At 49.1% G+C, this 15,657-nt stretch carries 16 protein-coding genes; 15 read left to right on the top strand and 1 reads right to left on the bottom strand.

Annotated elements, in window-relative coordinates; all coding sequences use genetic code 11:
* The coding region (locus tag AC1RJL_RS19020) for a hypothetical protein (RefSeq protein WP_492916969.1) at positions 1-945 on the top strand (945 nt) is incomplete at its 5' end.
* Positions 946-956: 11 nt separating this feature from the next.
* Positions 957-1,376: a hypothetical protein gene (locus tag AC1RJL_RS19015; protein ID WP_492916967.1), complete on the top strand. Its 420-nt coding sequence runs from the start codon at positions 957-959 to the stop codon at positions 1,374-1,376.
* Positions 1,377-1,624: 248 nt separating this feature from the next.
* On the opposite strand, the gene AC1RJL_RS19010 is transcribed toward AC1RJL_RS19015, so the two are convergent.
* Positions 1,625-2,029, bottom strand: coding sequence for an integrase core domain-containing protein (locus tag AC1RJL_RS19010; RefSeq protein ID WP_492916965.1), 405 nt, complete (start codon positions 2,027-2,029; stop codon positions 1,625-1,627).
* Between the two features lie 98 nt (positions 2,030-2,127).
* On the opposite strand from AC1RJL_RS19010, the gene AC1RJL_RS19005 reads away from it, so the two are divergent.
* The 13 genes from AC1RJL_RS19005 to AC1RJL_RS18945 all read left to right on the top strand — a co-directional run bounded on the left by AC1RJL_RS19005 (position 2,128) and on the right by AC1RJL_RS18945 (position 15,655).
* Positions 2,128-3,069, top strand: a complete 942-nt coding sequence (locus tag AC1RJL_RS19005; protein ID WP_492916963.1) for a hypothetical protein — start codon at positions 2,128-2,130, stop codon at positions 3,067-3,069.
* Between the two features lie 5 nt (positions 3,070-3,074).
* A complete protein-coding gene (locus tag AC1RJL_RS19000; RefSeq protein WP_492916961.1) occupies positions 3,075-3,464 on the top strand; it encodes a hypothetical protein in 390 nt (129 codons plus the stop codon).
* Positions 3,465-3,793: 329 nt separating this feature from the next.
* Positions 3,794-3,973: an endonuclease toxin domain-containing protein gene (locus tag AC1RJL_RS18995; protein WP_492916977.1), complete on the top strand. Its 180-nt coding sequence runs from the start codon at positions 3,794-3,796 to the stop codon at positions 3,971-3,973.
* 3 nt (positions 3,974-3,976) lie between these two features.
* Entirely contained in the window at positions 3,977-4,477 is a 501-nt protein-coding gene (locus tag AC1RJL_RS18990) for a contact-dependent growth inhibition system immunity protein (protein WP_492916959.1), read from the top strand.
* A gap of 40 nt (positions 4,478-4,517) precedes the next feature.
* Positions 4,518-4,811: a hypothetical protein gene (locus AC1RJL_RS18985; protein ID WP_492916957.1), complete on the top strand. Its 294-nt coding sequence runs from the start codon at positions 4,518-4,520 to the stop codon at positions 4,809-4,811.
* A gap of 184 nt (positions 4,812-4,995) precedes the next feature.
* Positions 4,996-5,820, top strand: a complete 825-nt coding sequence (locus AC1RJL_RS18980; RefSeq protein ID WP_492916955.1) for an arylamine N-acetyltransferase family protein — start codon at positions 4,996-4,998, stop codon at positions 5,818-5,820.
* Positions 5,821-5,997: 177 nt separating this feature from the next.
* Entirely contained in the window at positions 5,998-7,947 is a 1,950-nt protein-coding gene (locus AC1RJL_RS18975) for a TonB-dependent receptor plug domain-containing protein (RefSeq protein ID WP_492916953.1), read from the top strand.
* Positions 7,948-8,253: 306 nt separating this feature from the next.
* Positions 8,254-9,543 (top strand): isochorismate synthase, encoded by a 1,290-nt coding sequence (locus tag AC1RJL_RS18970; RefSeq protein ID WP_492916951.1) that lies wholly within the window; start codon positions 8,254-8,256, stop codon positions 9,541-9,543.
* Entirely contained in the window at positions 9,540-11,183 is a 1,644-nt protein-coding gene (locus AC1RJL_RS18965) for a (2,3-dihydroxybenzoyl)adenylate synthase (RefSeq protein ID WP_492916949.1), read from the top strand. Before AC1RJL_RS18970 ends, AC1RJL_RS18965 begins: the two co-directional genes overlap by 4 nt.
* A 10-nt stretch (positions 11,184-11,193) precedes the next feature.
* Positions 11,194-12,054 carry an isochorismatase gene (locus AC1RJL_RS18960; RefSeq protein WP_492916947.1) on the top strand — a complete coding sequence of 287 codons (861 nt, stop codon included), beginning with the start codon at positions 11,194-11,196 and terminating at the stop codon, positions 12,052-12,054.
* Entirely contained in the window at positions 12,051-12,887 is an 837-nt protein-coding gene (gene dhbA, locus AC1RJL_RS18955; protein WP_492916945.1) for a 2,3-dihydro-2,3-dihydroxybenzoate dehydrogenase, read from the top strand. The genes AC1RJL_RS18960 and dhbA overlap by 4 nt, the downstream gene beginning before the upstream one ends.
* Before the next feature lie 30 nt (positions 12,888-12,917).
* Complete coding sequence (locus AC1RJL_RS18950; protein ID WP_492916943.1) at positions 12,918-14,255, top strand: alpha/beta hydrolase-fold protein; 1,338 nt, start codon at positions 12,918-12,920, stop codon at positions 14,253-14,255.
* 173 nt (positions 14,256-14,428) lie between these two features.
* The gene (locus tag AC1RJL_RS18945) at positions 14,429-15,655 is read left to right on the top strand and encodes an efflux RND transporter periplasmic adaptor subunit (protein ID WP_492916941.1); all 1,227 of its coding nucleotides are present in this window, start codon (positions 14,429-14,431) and stop codon (positions 15,653-15,655) included.
* Positions 15,656-15,657 lie beyond the last annotated feature (2 nt).

The raw sequence follows: 15,657 nt of genomic DNA, 5'->3' as shown, positions 1-15,657 counted from the left end.
ATAAACCAGGGTTATGCAATGCTTGATGACCTGAGTAACAGGTTTGCAGTCAATGCTCTGTTACATACCAATTATTCATCAAGCTCCTCTGGGTTTAGCTACCTGGACAGCAAAATAGGTGAGGTCGAAACACTCCTTGCGATTGGCTCTGGCATGATTGGTACTGTAGCAGGCGGCATAACTGGCCTTGCAACTCAGTTGTTAACATGGGGAGATACAAACGCAAGTCTTGCTGTCATGGATGGCGTGCGTAATAGTTTTACTTACTCACCTAGAAGTGCAACAGGGCAGCGTTATCTGTCCAATGTGGGTTCATTATTAGCGCCTGTAGCAAATGGCCTGCATTATTTAGAGACTACATCGGGTGATTTTGGATATAACCTTTTGGGTGAAAGTGCAGTGGCTGGAGCCTTATTTAGTGCGGCACCTGAAGCGGTTCTTTCATTCCTTGGCCCTGGCTCAAGTGCGGTAAGGTCATCATTCAGTAGTGTAGGTAGAGGCACCTTAAACGGAGCTACATCGACGGCGTCGTTTTTGACGGAGAATGTATTTGTTGGCTCTCGTGGTGGATTTACTCTTTCTAATCAAATTGGTGCTGTTGGTGATCTATCAAAATTTAATTGGCAACGATCATTATCAACTGATTATCGTTCTACATTCTTTACTGCATATCCTGAGCTTCAAGGTAAAGTGGTTGTTCATCACGCCGTCGAACAACAAGTTCTTAAACGTTATCCTGGCGTAATGAATGAAATTGAGATTCACTCTTTGGATAATTTGCGCGGTATTCCAAAAGAATTAAACGCAGATTTGCATCTTAGTCAGATTCGAAGAGAATGGAATCAGTTTTATCGTCAAAACTCAAACCCAACTAAAGATATGCTTTTACAAAAAGCTGCAGAATTAGATGCTAAACTTGGTAATCACTTTACTCCTCCTAAATAAGAGAGAAGGTTATGTTTTTTTATATAGAGCCCGAAGTTGCTGGCGGATTTGGTGCCAACACGTTGATGGACACGAGTTCTCATCCGCCACATGTTCATAGGCTTCATTATGAGTTTGAAGGATGGCTTGGTGATTCTTTACTTGAGTGCTTTCCATGTGTGATAGCGACAAAATCTGTTTGTGATGAAGTCAGATCGTGTTTCTTGACGGGGATTAAATTTGCTGAAGTAGAGGTTTCTGCATCAAGCGAGTTTTACCAATTATATCCAAGTCGAGAATTACCGACGTTTGAATGGTTGCAAATTAATGGAATTGCAGGTCGAGATGATTTTGGCATTGCAAATGATTTACGTCTTGTTATTTCTGAGCGTGCATTGAGTATTTTAAAGGGGTTTGGGATTAATAATGCTTTAACTGAAGAGTTCAATTAATGTACTGTCCGAATGTTGTACTGTCCGAATGTCCACAGCACTGAGTGAGACATTTTCAAGCCTGATTTTTGCTGAAAAAGTGTAAAGATCAGGCTTTGCTCTTTAATAGTGTGTAGTTATTTTCAATTTTCTGCCTGCTATTCGATGGATAACAGGCAGAAAATGTCTGTTTTCATTATATGGAGATGAGCAAAACCCCGGACAATTTTCCGTGTATTAGTTTTTGTATGGTATTCACCGCGTTGTAATCAGGGTGGTGCAAAGTAAAGTCCGTTAAGAGCACCATCCCACGCTGAAAATTCAATAACCTCTCCTCTGGTGTTTGGTTTTTTTCCACTCCAGGTTTCAGCCGGGGTTTGTCCGTTTAAATATTGATGAGTGCGAACATGGTTGTACCAGAATCGATAAGTAGCCAAATCATTTGCAAGTGTTTCTGCGGACACAATGGAATACAGTTCAAGTTTCCTTTTTAGTGTTCCGAAAAATCGTTCAATCTTTCCATTCATCCATGGACAACAAACCTCAGTGCGCTGATGGTTAATATTTAAAAGCGACAACCCGAATCGAAATAAACGTGATGTAAACACCGCTTCATTATCCGTGCGATGTTCTGTCCAGTGTCCACACAACGTTAAGCCGTTATTTTTAGCCACATTTTTATAAAAAAATGTGTAAACATCCGGCTGCGTTCTTTAATAATCTGTAAAAAAATTGAATTTCTTGTTCACTTTTTAAGAATCGCAGGCGAGAAATGTCGATTTTCCATTGCCAGTTTGATTTGGCGAGGACGATTGCCGATGCCAGCAACTATGGACTCATGCGTGGTTATGAATTGTTGCGCGAGCGCAACAATTCTGAAATCCCGATCGTGTTTTCATCCGCGCAACAAGCTTTGGTCAACAGCTATACCGAGTATGCTGCCAGCCAAGTTACCCCGCCCAGTTTGTGGGACCGTGTCGGCAGTCTATTTGATTCCGGTGATCGCTGGATGGCAGATCGCTCGTGGGTAACCTTGAGGGGTTATGACACTAATAACATTCTCAATCCAGGCAATGCATTCAATCTTGCACACAACCTGATGGCAACGGTGGTGAACCTGGTACCACAGGGTCTCTCCGCGATTGGTGAGTTTGCACACTGGAGTGGAATTGATACACTCCCGCCAGTCTCAGGTGTTGGGCTGTTAGGCATAACCGATGACTTGGCAATAGCGAGCAGTATGTTGTTAGTATCGCGGGCTCGGGGTGTGGAGTCGGTGGCTACAAACAGCGCGGCTAACCCAGTAATCATTGATCTTTTTGGCGGAAGAGCATCTCAAATCCCCGGTGCAATAAATATTGATATTGTTGCGGAACAAGGTATTCGAGCATCTGCTTTGCAATTACCCATAAAGTCAGGAGTTGCGGATCAAGTTATTGCGAGCAACCCATATATTAAAGGTTTGACGAGTGAGGCATGGCTTCCTGGAGCAGCAGATGCGCTAAAGCCCGGAGGTCAACTCATTATTAATGCTACATCTCGAAATTCAACCGCAATATTACCGAGCACAAATGTACTGGAAAATTTAGGGCTTCGTGTAGTCCGTGAACCTGGACCATTATTGCCTCAGTTTGAAAACAGTATTTTCCGTACTACGGATGGAATTAAGATTCCGAATTGGAAAGTACAAAGCACAATTCTTGAGAAGCTGTAATAACTATGAGACGAATTTCTGAAAATTTTAACAATCTCCATTTCACTGAGGCTCGTTTTGGTACGCCAGAGGTAAATGGAAGAACGATAAGCATTCCAGTTCAAGGTTTGCTTCCTATGATGGACCATCCATTAATGGCCGATGGAGTTCAATTGCTCAGCGGTAAATTAATATTTCGAGGTGTAGCAAAGTCTAAAAGAAGTTTGACTGAATACATTGGAAATCCTAAAAATCCAGAAGGATTTAAAGATGAGTATACGGTAGATGACTTGCCTCCTATTTCTGATGAGGTTGGCGCTTGTCGAATGTACCTATTTGAAGGGGTGCTAGAGAAGCCTATGTCATGGGTTGATTGGGATATATTGGCAGAGTCATTTGAGTTAATCATTGAGTAATAACTAACAAAAATTTTGTTTCAGTGTACTGTCCGAATGTCCACAGCACTGAGTGAGACATTTTCAAGCCTGATTTTTGCTGAAAAGTGTTCTGTCCAGTGTCTACACAACGTTAAGCCGTTATTTTTAGCCACATTTTTATAAAAAAATGTGTAAACATCCGGCTGCGTTCTTTAATAATCTGTAAAAAAATTGAATTTCTTGTTCACTTTTTAAGAATCGCAGGCGAGAAATGTCGATTTTCCATTATCGATGCGAAGAAAATCCCGGACAGTATATGTCCGTTTTTTCTTTGTATAATCGTTTAATTTTAATACGGCGAAAAATAAATTCCTGCCAATGCGCCATCCCAGGCAGAAAACTTCATTGGATTTCCGCTAGCTGGCATACTGTTATTTCAAGTTGCAGTCCCCTTGAAAACCAATTCACTTCAATGGGATCAAATTCAACGTGCTATTGAGTATGGCGCATCTAAAAATGTTGAAGTAGTTGTAACTTCAGTGAGGTAAAAAGTGGTTAATTTAATTCCAAAAAAATGGGCGTCAATTTATGTAAATGAAAAGCTTATTTGCATAGAAACATGTTCTGGTTTGAGAATGGTTGCAAGTGACCCAAAAGGCAAGGTTCTCCTTCTTCCTATTGAAGCATCATCAGAAGAAATTGGTGATGCTTTGTTTAAGTCTTTATCTGCGAGTCGCATGTTAGAAGTTGATGATTTGAAGGACTTTTTTGATGTTGCATCGGTTAATGCCCGCTATGAAGAATGGGTAGCGGTATTGATGAATAAATATAACTATGAGTCACGTCAGGTTTTATTTAAGAAAATGAAGCACTGTCAAGTTCAGTGTAAAGAAGGTGTTATTTCAATAATACCCACACATCATGAAAAGCTGGAAGCTTGGAGCGGCAAAGGATTGAATGAGTCTAGTTATGTTACGGTATCTGAAAATGCTTCGAGTGGTGAGTTAGGTTCGGCTGTGTTATTAGCGCTTAGCCGCTGCACGGGGAAATAAAACTGGGTCTTATAACAACATCAGTAACGCCGACTACACCGTGGACCGTGTAACGAAACTCACGGTACAAACGGTGGATGACAACAAGGTGTTGGCATCGCGTGTCTACAACAACACCTTTACCGATTTCGGCGAGTTGCGGCGCGAGCAAAGTGCGGCGAATGCGGCCTCGTTTGTGGAATACGATTACCATGAAAACAGGCTGTTGAAGCGCAATTGTTCGCGTACGATGCCGAAGGACGCATCATGGTGGACAGCGGCAAACTCGACAGTCACGCGTAGCCAGCTGCATGCGCCTTCGGCAGTTGCAAACCTGTGCGTTTCAACATATTAAGGGAGACAAGAATTTATAAAAAAAAGTCCGCCACATTCAATAGGGAGAGCGCAAGATGAGAGAAATAACATCTAATCGAATTTGCATTTGATGAAAGATGTAATAAAAAAATTAAACTCGACATAATTCTTCCATGGCATTTGAATAGCGCACGTCAAACAACTTTTTATCAGGAGTCCGCCAAATGAAAATTATTGCAGCTTACCTGGATCATATTCAGTATGGTGGCGTCCTCGCGCCCACTTTCGACGCGCTATACCATCTGCACTTCCAGCATACGCAATCCATTCCTTTTGAAAACCTGTCTCCTTTTACTGGAGCGGAGGTGCGACTTGATATTCCTTCTTTGCTAGAAAAGTTTACCCGCTTGAAACGTGGCGGCTTTTGTTATGAACAAAATACCTTCTTTCAGTATGTATTGGAGCGGATCGGTTTCAGTACCCGCGGCCTTGCTGCACGAGTGCGATTAAATGTACCGGATGAGGTCGTGACTCCGCGCAGCCATATGCTGTTGCTGGTAGACGCCGATGGTGAACGATGGATTGCCGACACCGGTTTCGGCGGGATGTCTTTGACTGTACCCATACGGTTTGTCATGGATGACATCCAGACGACACCGCATGGACAATATCGTCTGACACACGCAAGCGAGCTTTATCACCTGGAGGCAAAGATCAAGGAACAATGGAAGGTGTTGTACACATTCGACTTAACTGCACACTATCCAGCGGACTATGAGGTTTATAACTGGTATGTGTCGCGTCATCCCAGCTCCCATTTCGTCACCAGCCTGGTCGCGGCCCGAGCCGGGAAGGACGGGCGGCATGTGCTGCACGATACGCAGTATTCTTTTTATCCCATGACCGCTGAAGCAGAAAAGAAACAATTGTTTTCCGTTAATGAAATCAAGGAGTTACTTGAAAATACATTCCATATTCGCACCGCCGATGTGACAGGATTAGACGCACGATTGGGAATGCTGATCGGTGGAATGCACCCGCGCAAATAATACGTGCTGTTTTCCTGCCTCTGGCTGCCTATCGATCTGTGGGAGATAGCACGCAATCAGGATGGATACGCTGTCGTTCAACTTTTCTCTTGTAAAGATTTATTAACGTTTGCTAATATAAATAGTAATAATTATCATTTGCAAAAGTTACTAAAGGTCATAACCAGGAGAAGTTTGATGTTACACAAGAATGTGCTTGCTGCAATGGCAGCGGCGAGTTGTACCCTAGTGCCCGCTTGGGCATACGCACAAGATGGTGCTCCCGTAAAAGAAGTGGTCGTTACCGCCAGTTTGACGGCACGTGACAGTGCGACTTCCCCCGCGTTTACCAGTGTTGTTACTGCTGAGGATATCAGCAAGGCGCCGGTTAATAGCCTTCCCGATTTGCTGCGTGAAACGGTCGGTGTAACCAACCAGACCGACAGCACCGGCCGTGACCAGATCCAGATTCGCGGTATGGGCGGGCGTTACACCCTGATTTTGGTGAACGGTAAGCGTGTGTCTTCGTCGGGTGCTTTGTGGCGCGGTGGCGATTTCGATTTCAGTTCAATCCCCTTGGGCAGTATCGAGCGCGTTGAAATTGTGCGTGGCCCAATGGCGGCGCTCTACGGTTCCGATGCGATGGGCGGCGTGGTTAACATCATTACCAAAAAGCCGACTGAGGATTGGGTGGGTGCGGTAACCGCGGAGTATCGCGGTATTGATGCGGGTGAAGACGGTGATCAAAAACGCGTAAGTGCTTCGGCAACAGGAGCGGTATCGGATGCGGTGGGATTATCAGTAAGCGGCGAGTTTACCGACCGCGATGCATGGTTCCGCAATTCAGCGGCTGACCCGAAAGAAGTTCCCGGTCTGGAAGAGAAGAAAACCGCCAGCCTGGTCACGACTACCAGCTTCAAAATCAGCGATACCCAATCGCTTGACCTCGACGTTACCTACATGAATGACGAGCGTCCGAAAGGCTTGTACAGCTACGCTTATTATCCGGCGTGGGATTTTGAATCCTTCAGCTACCGCGAACAGGAAATCACCCGTTACACCTACGGTTTTACGCATAAAGCCGAGTGGGATGGCTTTAATACAGTCGCGTTTATCCAGCAGGAAAACAGCAAGATCGACGATTTCAACTCTTCCTATAACGATCCGCAGCAGCGTCGCGTGGAGGAAAAAAACACCTATGCCAAGGTTTACGGAACCGGTGAGTTGGGTCGCCATGCGCTGACTGCCGGTATCGATCTGCGCAATCAATTGATCGAGGACGCCGTGTCTTATCTCGATACCGGTAAGGTAGAGACCAATGATGTTGCTGTGTTCGCGCAGGATGAAATCGCGATAACCGATAAGTTTAACGTTACCCTCGGCGGCCGTTTGGATGACCATGAAGTCTTCGGCGACCATTTTTCGCCCAAGGCTTATGTAACTTATAAATTGGTCGATGATGTGGTCTTGAAAGGCGGTGTGAGCGAGGCTTTCAAAGCACCCGACGCTTACCAGATGAGTGAGGAATACCGCGTGATCAGTTGCGGCGGTAGTTGTTATCTCTCGGGTAACCCTGACCTCAAGCCGGAATCCAGCACTAACTACGAAATCGGTATTGAGGTAAATAAAACTACCTGGAACCTGAGCCTGGTGATATTCGATAACGACGTGGATGACATGATCATCGCCGTTTACGATCCGGCTGGTCCATCGCGCCGTTGGGAAAATATCGCCAAAGCAAAAACAACCGGTGTGGAGTTGGATGCTGGTTTCGATCTCTTTTCAAGCTTCAGCGTGAGCGCGAACATTACTGCGTTGGATACGGAATACATTAATGAAGCGGGTGTGAAAACTGACCTGGAAAGTCGCCCGGAATCCTTGGGTAACCTGAGCCTGAACTGGCAGGTCACCGATAGCTTCACCACCGGCCTGGGGGCGCATTACACCGGCAAGCAACTATACGAAGGTAACGATTTGCCGGCCTATACCCGTTTGGATTGGACCGCCGCTTACGATGTGACTTCTTCAACAGTGATCCGGTTCGGGGTTAAAAACCTTACTGATGTCGACTTAACCGAAGAGAGCGCGAACTTTATCAGCCAGGAATTAGGTCGCAATTATTACCTGAGTGCGACTTACAATTTCTAATCTGCTCGGTTTTATCGTCAGTAATGCGCCCAGGGAAGGGCGCGTTTTCCTCCTGTATTTTTCCTGTCTTTGAGCCTCTATGGCTGTTCAGCGCAGCCTTTCTGACTGCTCAATGAATTTGGCGACAAGTTGTTGTATTTATTCGGGATTTGTTTGCTTTTGTTAATTATTCTCTATAATGTTTATTTGATAATTGTTATCATTTGATATTGTATTTGATTTAAAGTAATTCACTGGTTTATCCATTGGATAACCAGCGTTGGAATCGTATTAACCGGTTGGCATCTCATTTAATAGGAGAATGAAATGAATAGTCCGCTAGCAGGCAAGGGAGCCGCCTTTCATGATCCGTCGCTGGAACAAGCGCAGTTTTTATTTATGTCTTCCCATTGCTCGATTCGCGCCAAAGGTATTTTTGAGCGGATTGTGCAACCCATCAATCCCGCTCTCCATCAGGCTGGTAGCAACAATCCGGGCGATGAGCGTTTTCATCAGCAGCTGCGCGATGCGATGAACCGTGCCCGCGCTTGCGGTATCGCTAATCCCATTGTTATTGGTGCGATTCCTTTTGATGTCAGCAAACCCTGCTGTTTGGCAATTCCCCGGTCTTACGAGGTTTTCTCACGTGAGCTGGAAGGTTTGCCAGTAGGCGTAGCAGGGCAGCCCGGACAATTGGAAGTGGTGGGTTTGCAGAGCTTACCGGGTGATCTGCGCTTTAAACAATCGGTGCAGCAGGCGATTGCCAATTTCCAATTGAGCGATATCCGCAAGGCGGTGTTGTCGCGGGTGCTGGAAGTTGAGCTGGCAGCGCCGCTGGATACCGATGCGATCTTTGCGCGCCTGGTTGCGCAAAATCCCTCGGCGTACCAGTTTCGCCTACCGCTGGAATCGGGTGCTGAATTGATTGGTGCCAGCCCGGAGTTACTGCTGCGCAAACAGGGCGCGCAAGTGTATTCCTATCCATTGGCAGGCTCAGCGAAACGCCAGTCAGATCCCGAGCAGGATCGCAAGGTAAGTGAGACGCTGCTGCAATCAGGCAAGGACGCCTACGAGCATAGCCTGGTAATTGACGACATCCGCCAGCAGCTCGCGCCTTTGTGTAAAACGCTGGATGTTCCGGCCGCGCCCTCACTGATGAGCACGCGCGCCATGTGGCACCTGGCGACCAGCATTAAAGGCGAGTTGGTCGATCCATCGTTGACCGCATTGCAGGTTGCCACCCGCTTGCACCCCACACCGGCGGTGTGCGGTTTCCCCACCAAACAAGCGCGCAAGTTGATCAATTTGGTGGAGTCCTTTGAGCGGGATATGTTCACTGGCATGGTCGGTTGGTGCGATTCAGAAGGCAATGGGGAATGGGTGGTCACGATTCGCTGCGGTGTTATCGAGCAAAATCGCATCCGCCTGTTTGCCGGAGCGGGGATTGTTGAAGAGTCTTGCCCTGAATCCGAATGGGCAGAAACCCAGGCCAAATTGCAAACCATGTTGAATGCCCTGGGAGTGGATATCAGCACGCCGGTCGCGGCTAACACAAAAGTAGATGTACACAAGGGAGTTCAGGCCCGCAAGGAAGCGGTAGCGGAGGTGACGGAATGATTCCTTTCACACCTTGGCCGCAAGGATTGGCCAATCACTATCGTGGACAAGGTTATTGGCTGGATCTGCCGTTAACCGACATTGTGCAGCGTCAGCTACAGGCTAACCCCGATGCACCGGCGCTGATTTGCGGCGACCGTCAATTCAGTTATGCCGATGTGGATCGTTTGTCTACCCGTTTGGCGTTGGCTTTTTCTGATCGCGGTTTGCGCGCAGGTGATAGGGCGTTAGTGCAATTGCCGAATGTTGCCGAGTTTTATCTGGTGTTTTGGGCATTGCTCAAAATGGGCGTTGCTCCGGTAAATGCCTTGTATAGCCACCAGCGTCTGGAGTTGCTTGCCTATGCAAATCAATTACAACCTTATCTGGTAATTGGCTCGGCCAACCATAAATTATTTACCGATGAGCAGTTTGTCTCTGAGTTGAAATCGGCGGTAAATCCTGTGGATCTGGTGCTGCTGTTGGGCGAGTCGATCTATGCTGAAAATTTGCAGGATCTGCTGTTCAGTGAAGCGATTGAATCGCTAACCGCAGCAGAGACATTCGCGCCATCGCCTGCCGATCAGGTGGCTTTTTTCCAGCTCTCCGGCGGTAGCACCGGTACACCAAAACTGATTCCGCGCACCCACAACGATTACTATTACAGCATTCGCCGCAGTACGGAAATGTGCGCGTTATCTCCCGCTACCCGTTATCTCTGCGCGCTGCCGGCAGGACATAATTTTCCATTAAGTTCGCCCGGTGCTCTCGGGGTGTTTTATGCGGGCGGTGTTGTGGTGCTCGCGCTTGATCCGGAACCGATTCGTTGCTTTGAGTTAATTGAACGTCATCACGTCACCATGACGTCGCTTGTTCCTTCGGCTGTCGGTCTCTGGTTGCAAGCGGCGCCCGAACGCACGCAACAATTGCAATCACTGCGCCTGTTGCAGGTTGGCGGCGCTAATTTTGCCGAGGCCCAGGCTCGCCGCGTGCCAATAGAATTGGGTTGCCAATTGCAGCAAGTATTCGGCATGGCGGAAGGGCTGGTGAATTACACCCGCCTTAACGACAGCGACGAAAAAACCTTTACCACCCAAGGCAGTCCTATGAGCCCGGCCGATGAAGTCCGGGTAGTGGACGAGCAGGGTGATCCCGTTCCGACCGGCGAAACTGGCCTGCTGTTAACTCGTGGTCCTTATACCTTTCGCGGATATTTCCAATCGCCTGAGCACAATGAACGCGTGATCGATAGCGACGGTTTTTATTGCTCCGGCGATCTGGTGCAACAAACAGCCGATGGCTATTTGCGTGTGGTCGGGCGGGTAAAAGACCAGATCAACCGCGGTGGAGAAAAAATTGCGGCAGAGGAAATTGAAAACCTGCTGCTTACTCATCCCGCCATTATCCAGGCGGCGCTGGTCCCGGTGGCAGATGAGCATCTGGGCGAAAAAAGTTGCGCCTGCCTGGTGGTGAACGATCCGTCCCTGCGTCTGCCGGAATTGCGGAAATACCTGCGCAATTTGGGGCTTGCGGAATACAAATTGCCGGATCGTTTCCACATCCTTGAACGCTTGCCGCTCACCGCGGTAGGCAAGACGAATAAACCTTTATTACGCCAGCAGCTTGCCGATATTTTTTCTGCCGCTGCAGCGATTGTGTGAGTATCTTTTTATGTCCATTCCAGCGATTCCCTCTTATCAATTACCTGTTGCCGACCTGCCGGTCAATCGCGTTCAGTGGCACGTTGAACCGCAGCGCGCCGTATTGTTGATCCACGATATGCAGGAGTATTTCCTGCGTTTTTATGGCGCTGACAATCCCCTGGCAACGCAGTTGATCGCGACTATCGCGGCACTGCGGCATTGGGCAAAAAGCGCGGGAATTCCCGTGGTTTATACCGCCCAGCCGGCCGAGCAAAGCGCGGAGGATCGCGCCTTGTTAAATGATATGTGGGGCCCGGGTTTGACAGCAGCTGATCCGGTATTAAAAGCAGTGGTTGCGCCGCTGACACCGGATGAGGACGACACTGTTCTGGTCAAGTGGCGCTACAGCGCATTCCAGCGCTCGCATCTGCAGCAGATGATGAAAGAGTGGCAGCGCGACCAATTAATTATCGTCGGCGTTTACGCCCATATCGGGTGTATGACGACGGCGCTGGATGCCTTTATGCGTGATATCCAACCGTTTATGGTGGCCGATGCGCTGGCCGATTTCAGCGAACAGGAACACCGCATGGCGCTCACCTATGTGGCAGGTCGCTGCGGTTCGGTTATCACCAAATCCACTTTGTTGGGACAGGAATCCCTGACTCGTGACTGGCTGCTCGGCCAATTGGCGCAGTATCTGCAAACCAGTGCCAATGAAATCGATGCCGATGACAACCTGATGGATTACGGTCTGGATTCAGTGCAGGTGATGAGCCTGATTTCCCAGTGGGAAAAGCTCGGGGTAAAGCTGCGATTTGAGGAACTGGCGGAGCAGCCATCGCTGAATGCCTGGTGGAATTTGATCGAGAAGAAGCAAGCCGCATGATCCAGCAAAATGCTTCTGTGAATACTCCGTTTTTGCTGGGAAGCGAAAAGCCCTTTGCGGGCAAATGTGTGTGGGTAACCGGCGCCGCCCAGGGAATCGGGTTGGCGATTGCCCAGTCTTTTCAGCGCTTGGGCGCGCAGCTGGTTGCGTTGGATCGCCAATTTCCTGCGGTTGTCGAACCCGTTGAATATGAGCGGATGTTGTTGGATATCACCAATTCCACGCAAGTTACCGACGTTACGAACCGTTTGCTGCAAGGCGGAATGGTACCGCAAATTCTTGTGAATGCCGCCGGTGTTTTACGTTTAGGAAAATTGGATTCGCAAGCGGTGGATGGTTTGTCTCTGGCGGATTGGCAAGCGTGTTTTGATGTGAATGTCAGCGGTGTTTTTTATCTGCTGCGCAGTTTGATTCCCCATTTCAAAGCACAAGGCAAAGGCAGCATTGTTAACCTTGCCTCCAATGCCGCCCATGTGCCGCGCGCGAATATGGGGGCTTATTGTGCATCCAAATCGGCGCTGGTAAGCCTGAGCCATTGTGTAGCATTGGAGTTGGCGGAATACGGTGTGCGTTGCAATCTGGTTTCTCCCGGATCAACCGACACTCCCATGTTGCGCGCCATGTTGGGACGCGCAGCAGTGGAGCAGGGCCCAGAGTTATTCGCGCCGACCATTCGTGGTTTACCCGAGCAATTTAAATTGGGGATTCCACTTAAGAAAGTGGCGACGGCGCAGGAGATTGCCAACACCGTAATATTTCTCGCCTCCGATCTCGCTAGCCATATCACTATGCAAGACATAGTAGTGGATGGTGGCGCGACCCTCGCGGCCTGATGCCTGTGTGATTGCAAAAGGATATGGTCAGTGATTTCACGTTTTAGTTCCCTGTGTAGTTCCTTGTGTAGTTTTCGCGTTTTATCGATCCTGCATCTGCTCGCGTTGATAGGTATTTCTGCATGCGCAGCGCGACAACCGGATTCCACTGTTTATCTCAGTCCCACTATAGAATCGGTCGCAAAAAAAGTGGCGAGAGGCGAGAGCACTGAAGATTTTTGGCAACGGATTCGCGCTGAAGGAACTCCGCTGGTTGAGCCGTTTGATGACCGACACAAGGTGATGACATTTCTCGTTCGCGGGGCGAAAAAGAGCGCGTTGTTGATCGGTGCACCGGCGAATGATCACCAGGATCTGGAGCGCCTCGGGCAATCCGATATTTGGTACAAAAGTTTTGTCGTACCTGATGAAGCGCGGCTCTCTTACAAAATTGCGGTGGATGTGCCGGAGCTGCCCGCGTCGGCAGGCGGGCGCTGGCGTAGCCTGGCGCTGACGGCCAAAGCCGATCCGTTGAACCATTTCCCCTGGCCTGCACAGCCATTGGATGGCTACGTACAAGAGTCTTCCATCAGCTTGCCAAATGCACCCGCCCAACCCTGGAGCGAGGCGCGCCATAATCCGAAGGGCGAGCTGAAAACCTATCAATTTGCCAGCAACATCCTGGGCAATACACGCGACATAACCCTCTATCGGTCGCCCGGATTTTCAGCGGTATCTCCCGATGCGATCCTGTTATTTGTATTCGATGGCAAAGAATTTCTCTCGTTAGTTCCTACCCCGGGAATTCTCGATAACCTCCGTGCTGCCAGCCGTTTGCCGCCTATCGCCGCTGTTTTTGTAAGCAATATCAGCAGCGCAGATCGCTCCCGTGAACTGCCCAATAATAGGGAGTTCGCGCGATTTATGGCGCGGGAGCTTTATCCATGGGCAAGCCATATGCTGGGCGGAAAGATACCTGCTGCACGCACGGCGCTGGCAGGTTCAAGTTTTGGCGGTCTTGCATCCGTCACTAGCGCCAGTCGTTATCCGCAGGTTTTCGGGAATGTCTTGGCGTTATCAGGCTCATTTTGGTGGAGAGAACCCGGCGAAATAAAGGAGGGCGGTGATGGTGAAGCTCCTCTCCTCATACAGGAATTGATCGCCAACCAACCCCGATTACCCCTGCGTTTGTTTGTCAGTGCAGGATTGTTTGAGGCGTCGCGCAACGGCGCGCCGGGGATTATCGAAACCTCGCGTCAGTTACGCGATTTATTAGCGGCCAAGGGTTACGACGTTCACTACCGCGAGTATGTGAGTGGACATGATTATCTTGCCTGGCAAGGTGCACTTGCCGATGGGTTGCTGGCGCTTTTCGATACTAAAAAATGATTTCAGTGTCAATCGACGCAGCCGCAGTGGTTTTACATTGAGGCTTTTAATGATATTGATTATCATTAACGCACGAGAATAGAGTTAAATAATATTTGTTGCAGAACGGATGTAGATCATCAAGATGAGATCCGCTGCAATCTGTTTTGATCACTGTAGTAAGGAAATCCAAAGTGTCACTGCTTTTGTCGCTCCTCCCAATTCGTGCTCGCCTGTTTTTTGTGCCTTTCAGCATCGCATTGCTCCTTACCTCAGGTTGTTCATCTGAACATCGTGATGAAGAGGCTAATACCGCGCCGGAAGTGGCAGTTATTACCTTAACCGCCCAGGATTTTCCCGTGCGGACTGAGTTACCGGGACGGGTATCGGCATTGCGCGTTGCCGAGGTGCGTCCGCAAGTGAGCGGGATTGTGGAAAAGCGCTTGTTTGCCGAAGGCTCTGATATAAAAGCGGGCGATTTGCTGTATCAAATCAATGCCGATACTTATAAAGCCGCCATGGCGCGAGCCAATGCCGACCTGGCGATTACCAAAGCCAATCTGGTGAATTTACAGGCGGTAGCCGAGCGTCATACCCGCTTGCTGACCAGCAAGAGTGTCAGCCCGCAAGAACATGACCAAGCCCAGGCCAATTACCGCCAGGGTTTGGCGCAAGTCGGCGCAGCTGAGGCGGAGCTTGATGTTGCGCGCCTGAATCTGGAGCGCACCAACGTTCGCGCGCCTATCGCGGGTCGCATCGGGCGCTCTGCGATCACCGAGGGCGCACTGGTCTCAGCGGATCAACCGGAATCATTGGCCACTATCCAGCAGTTCGATCCTATCTATGTGGACATCGTCCAATCCAGCCAGCAGTTGCTGCAACACAAGCGTCGCCTGCATACCGGTGACTTGCGGCCGGGCGCTCGTGCTGCCAGTTTGATTCTGGAAGACGGCGCACCTTTTGAGCAGCAGGGCTTTCTCAAATTGACCGAGTTAAATGTCGATCCCGCTACCGGTGTAGTGACCCTGCGCGCGCAATTTCCCAATCCCCAGGGATTGCTGCTACCGGGAATGTATGTACGCGCCTTGATTGAGCAGGGTATTGAGTCAGGCGTGGTATTGATTCCACAGCAAGCGGTGCACTACAACGAGAAAAATGAACCCGCCGCTTGGGTGGTGGGTGCCAATAACCAGGCAGAGTTGCGCGCTCTGGAATTAGTGGGTAGCGAAGGCAGCCAGTGGGCGGTGCGCAAAGGATTAAACGCCGGTGAACGAGTGGTTGTTGAAGGCAGCTTGCGGGTAAGGCCGGGGCAGGGAGTAAAGCCCGTTGCCTGGGTTACTCCCGTCGCTGACTCTGTAATTGCCAAAACCGATGCAACTGGCAAGACCGATATTCTCACTACTGAAACCCGGGTGGAGTAAAT

The organism is Cellvibrio sp. GW822-FHT04B05 (assembly GCF_058800985.1).
The sequence above is the reverse complement of the archived record's forward strand: the minus strand, read 5'-3'. Positions and strand labels throughout refer to the sequence as shown.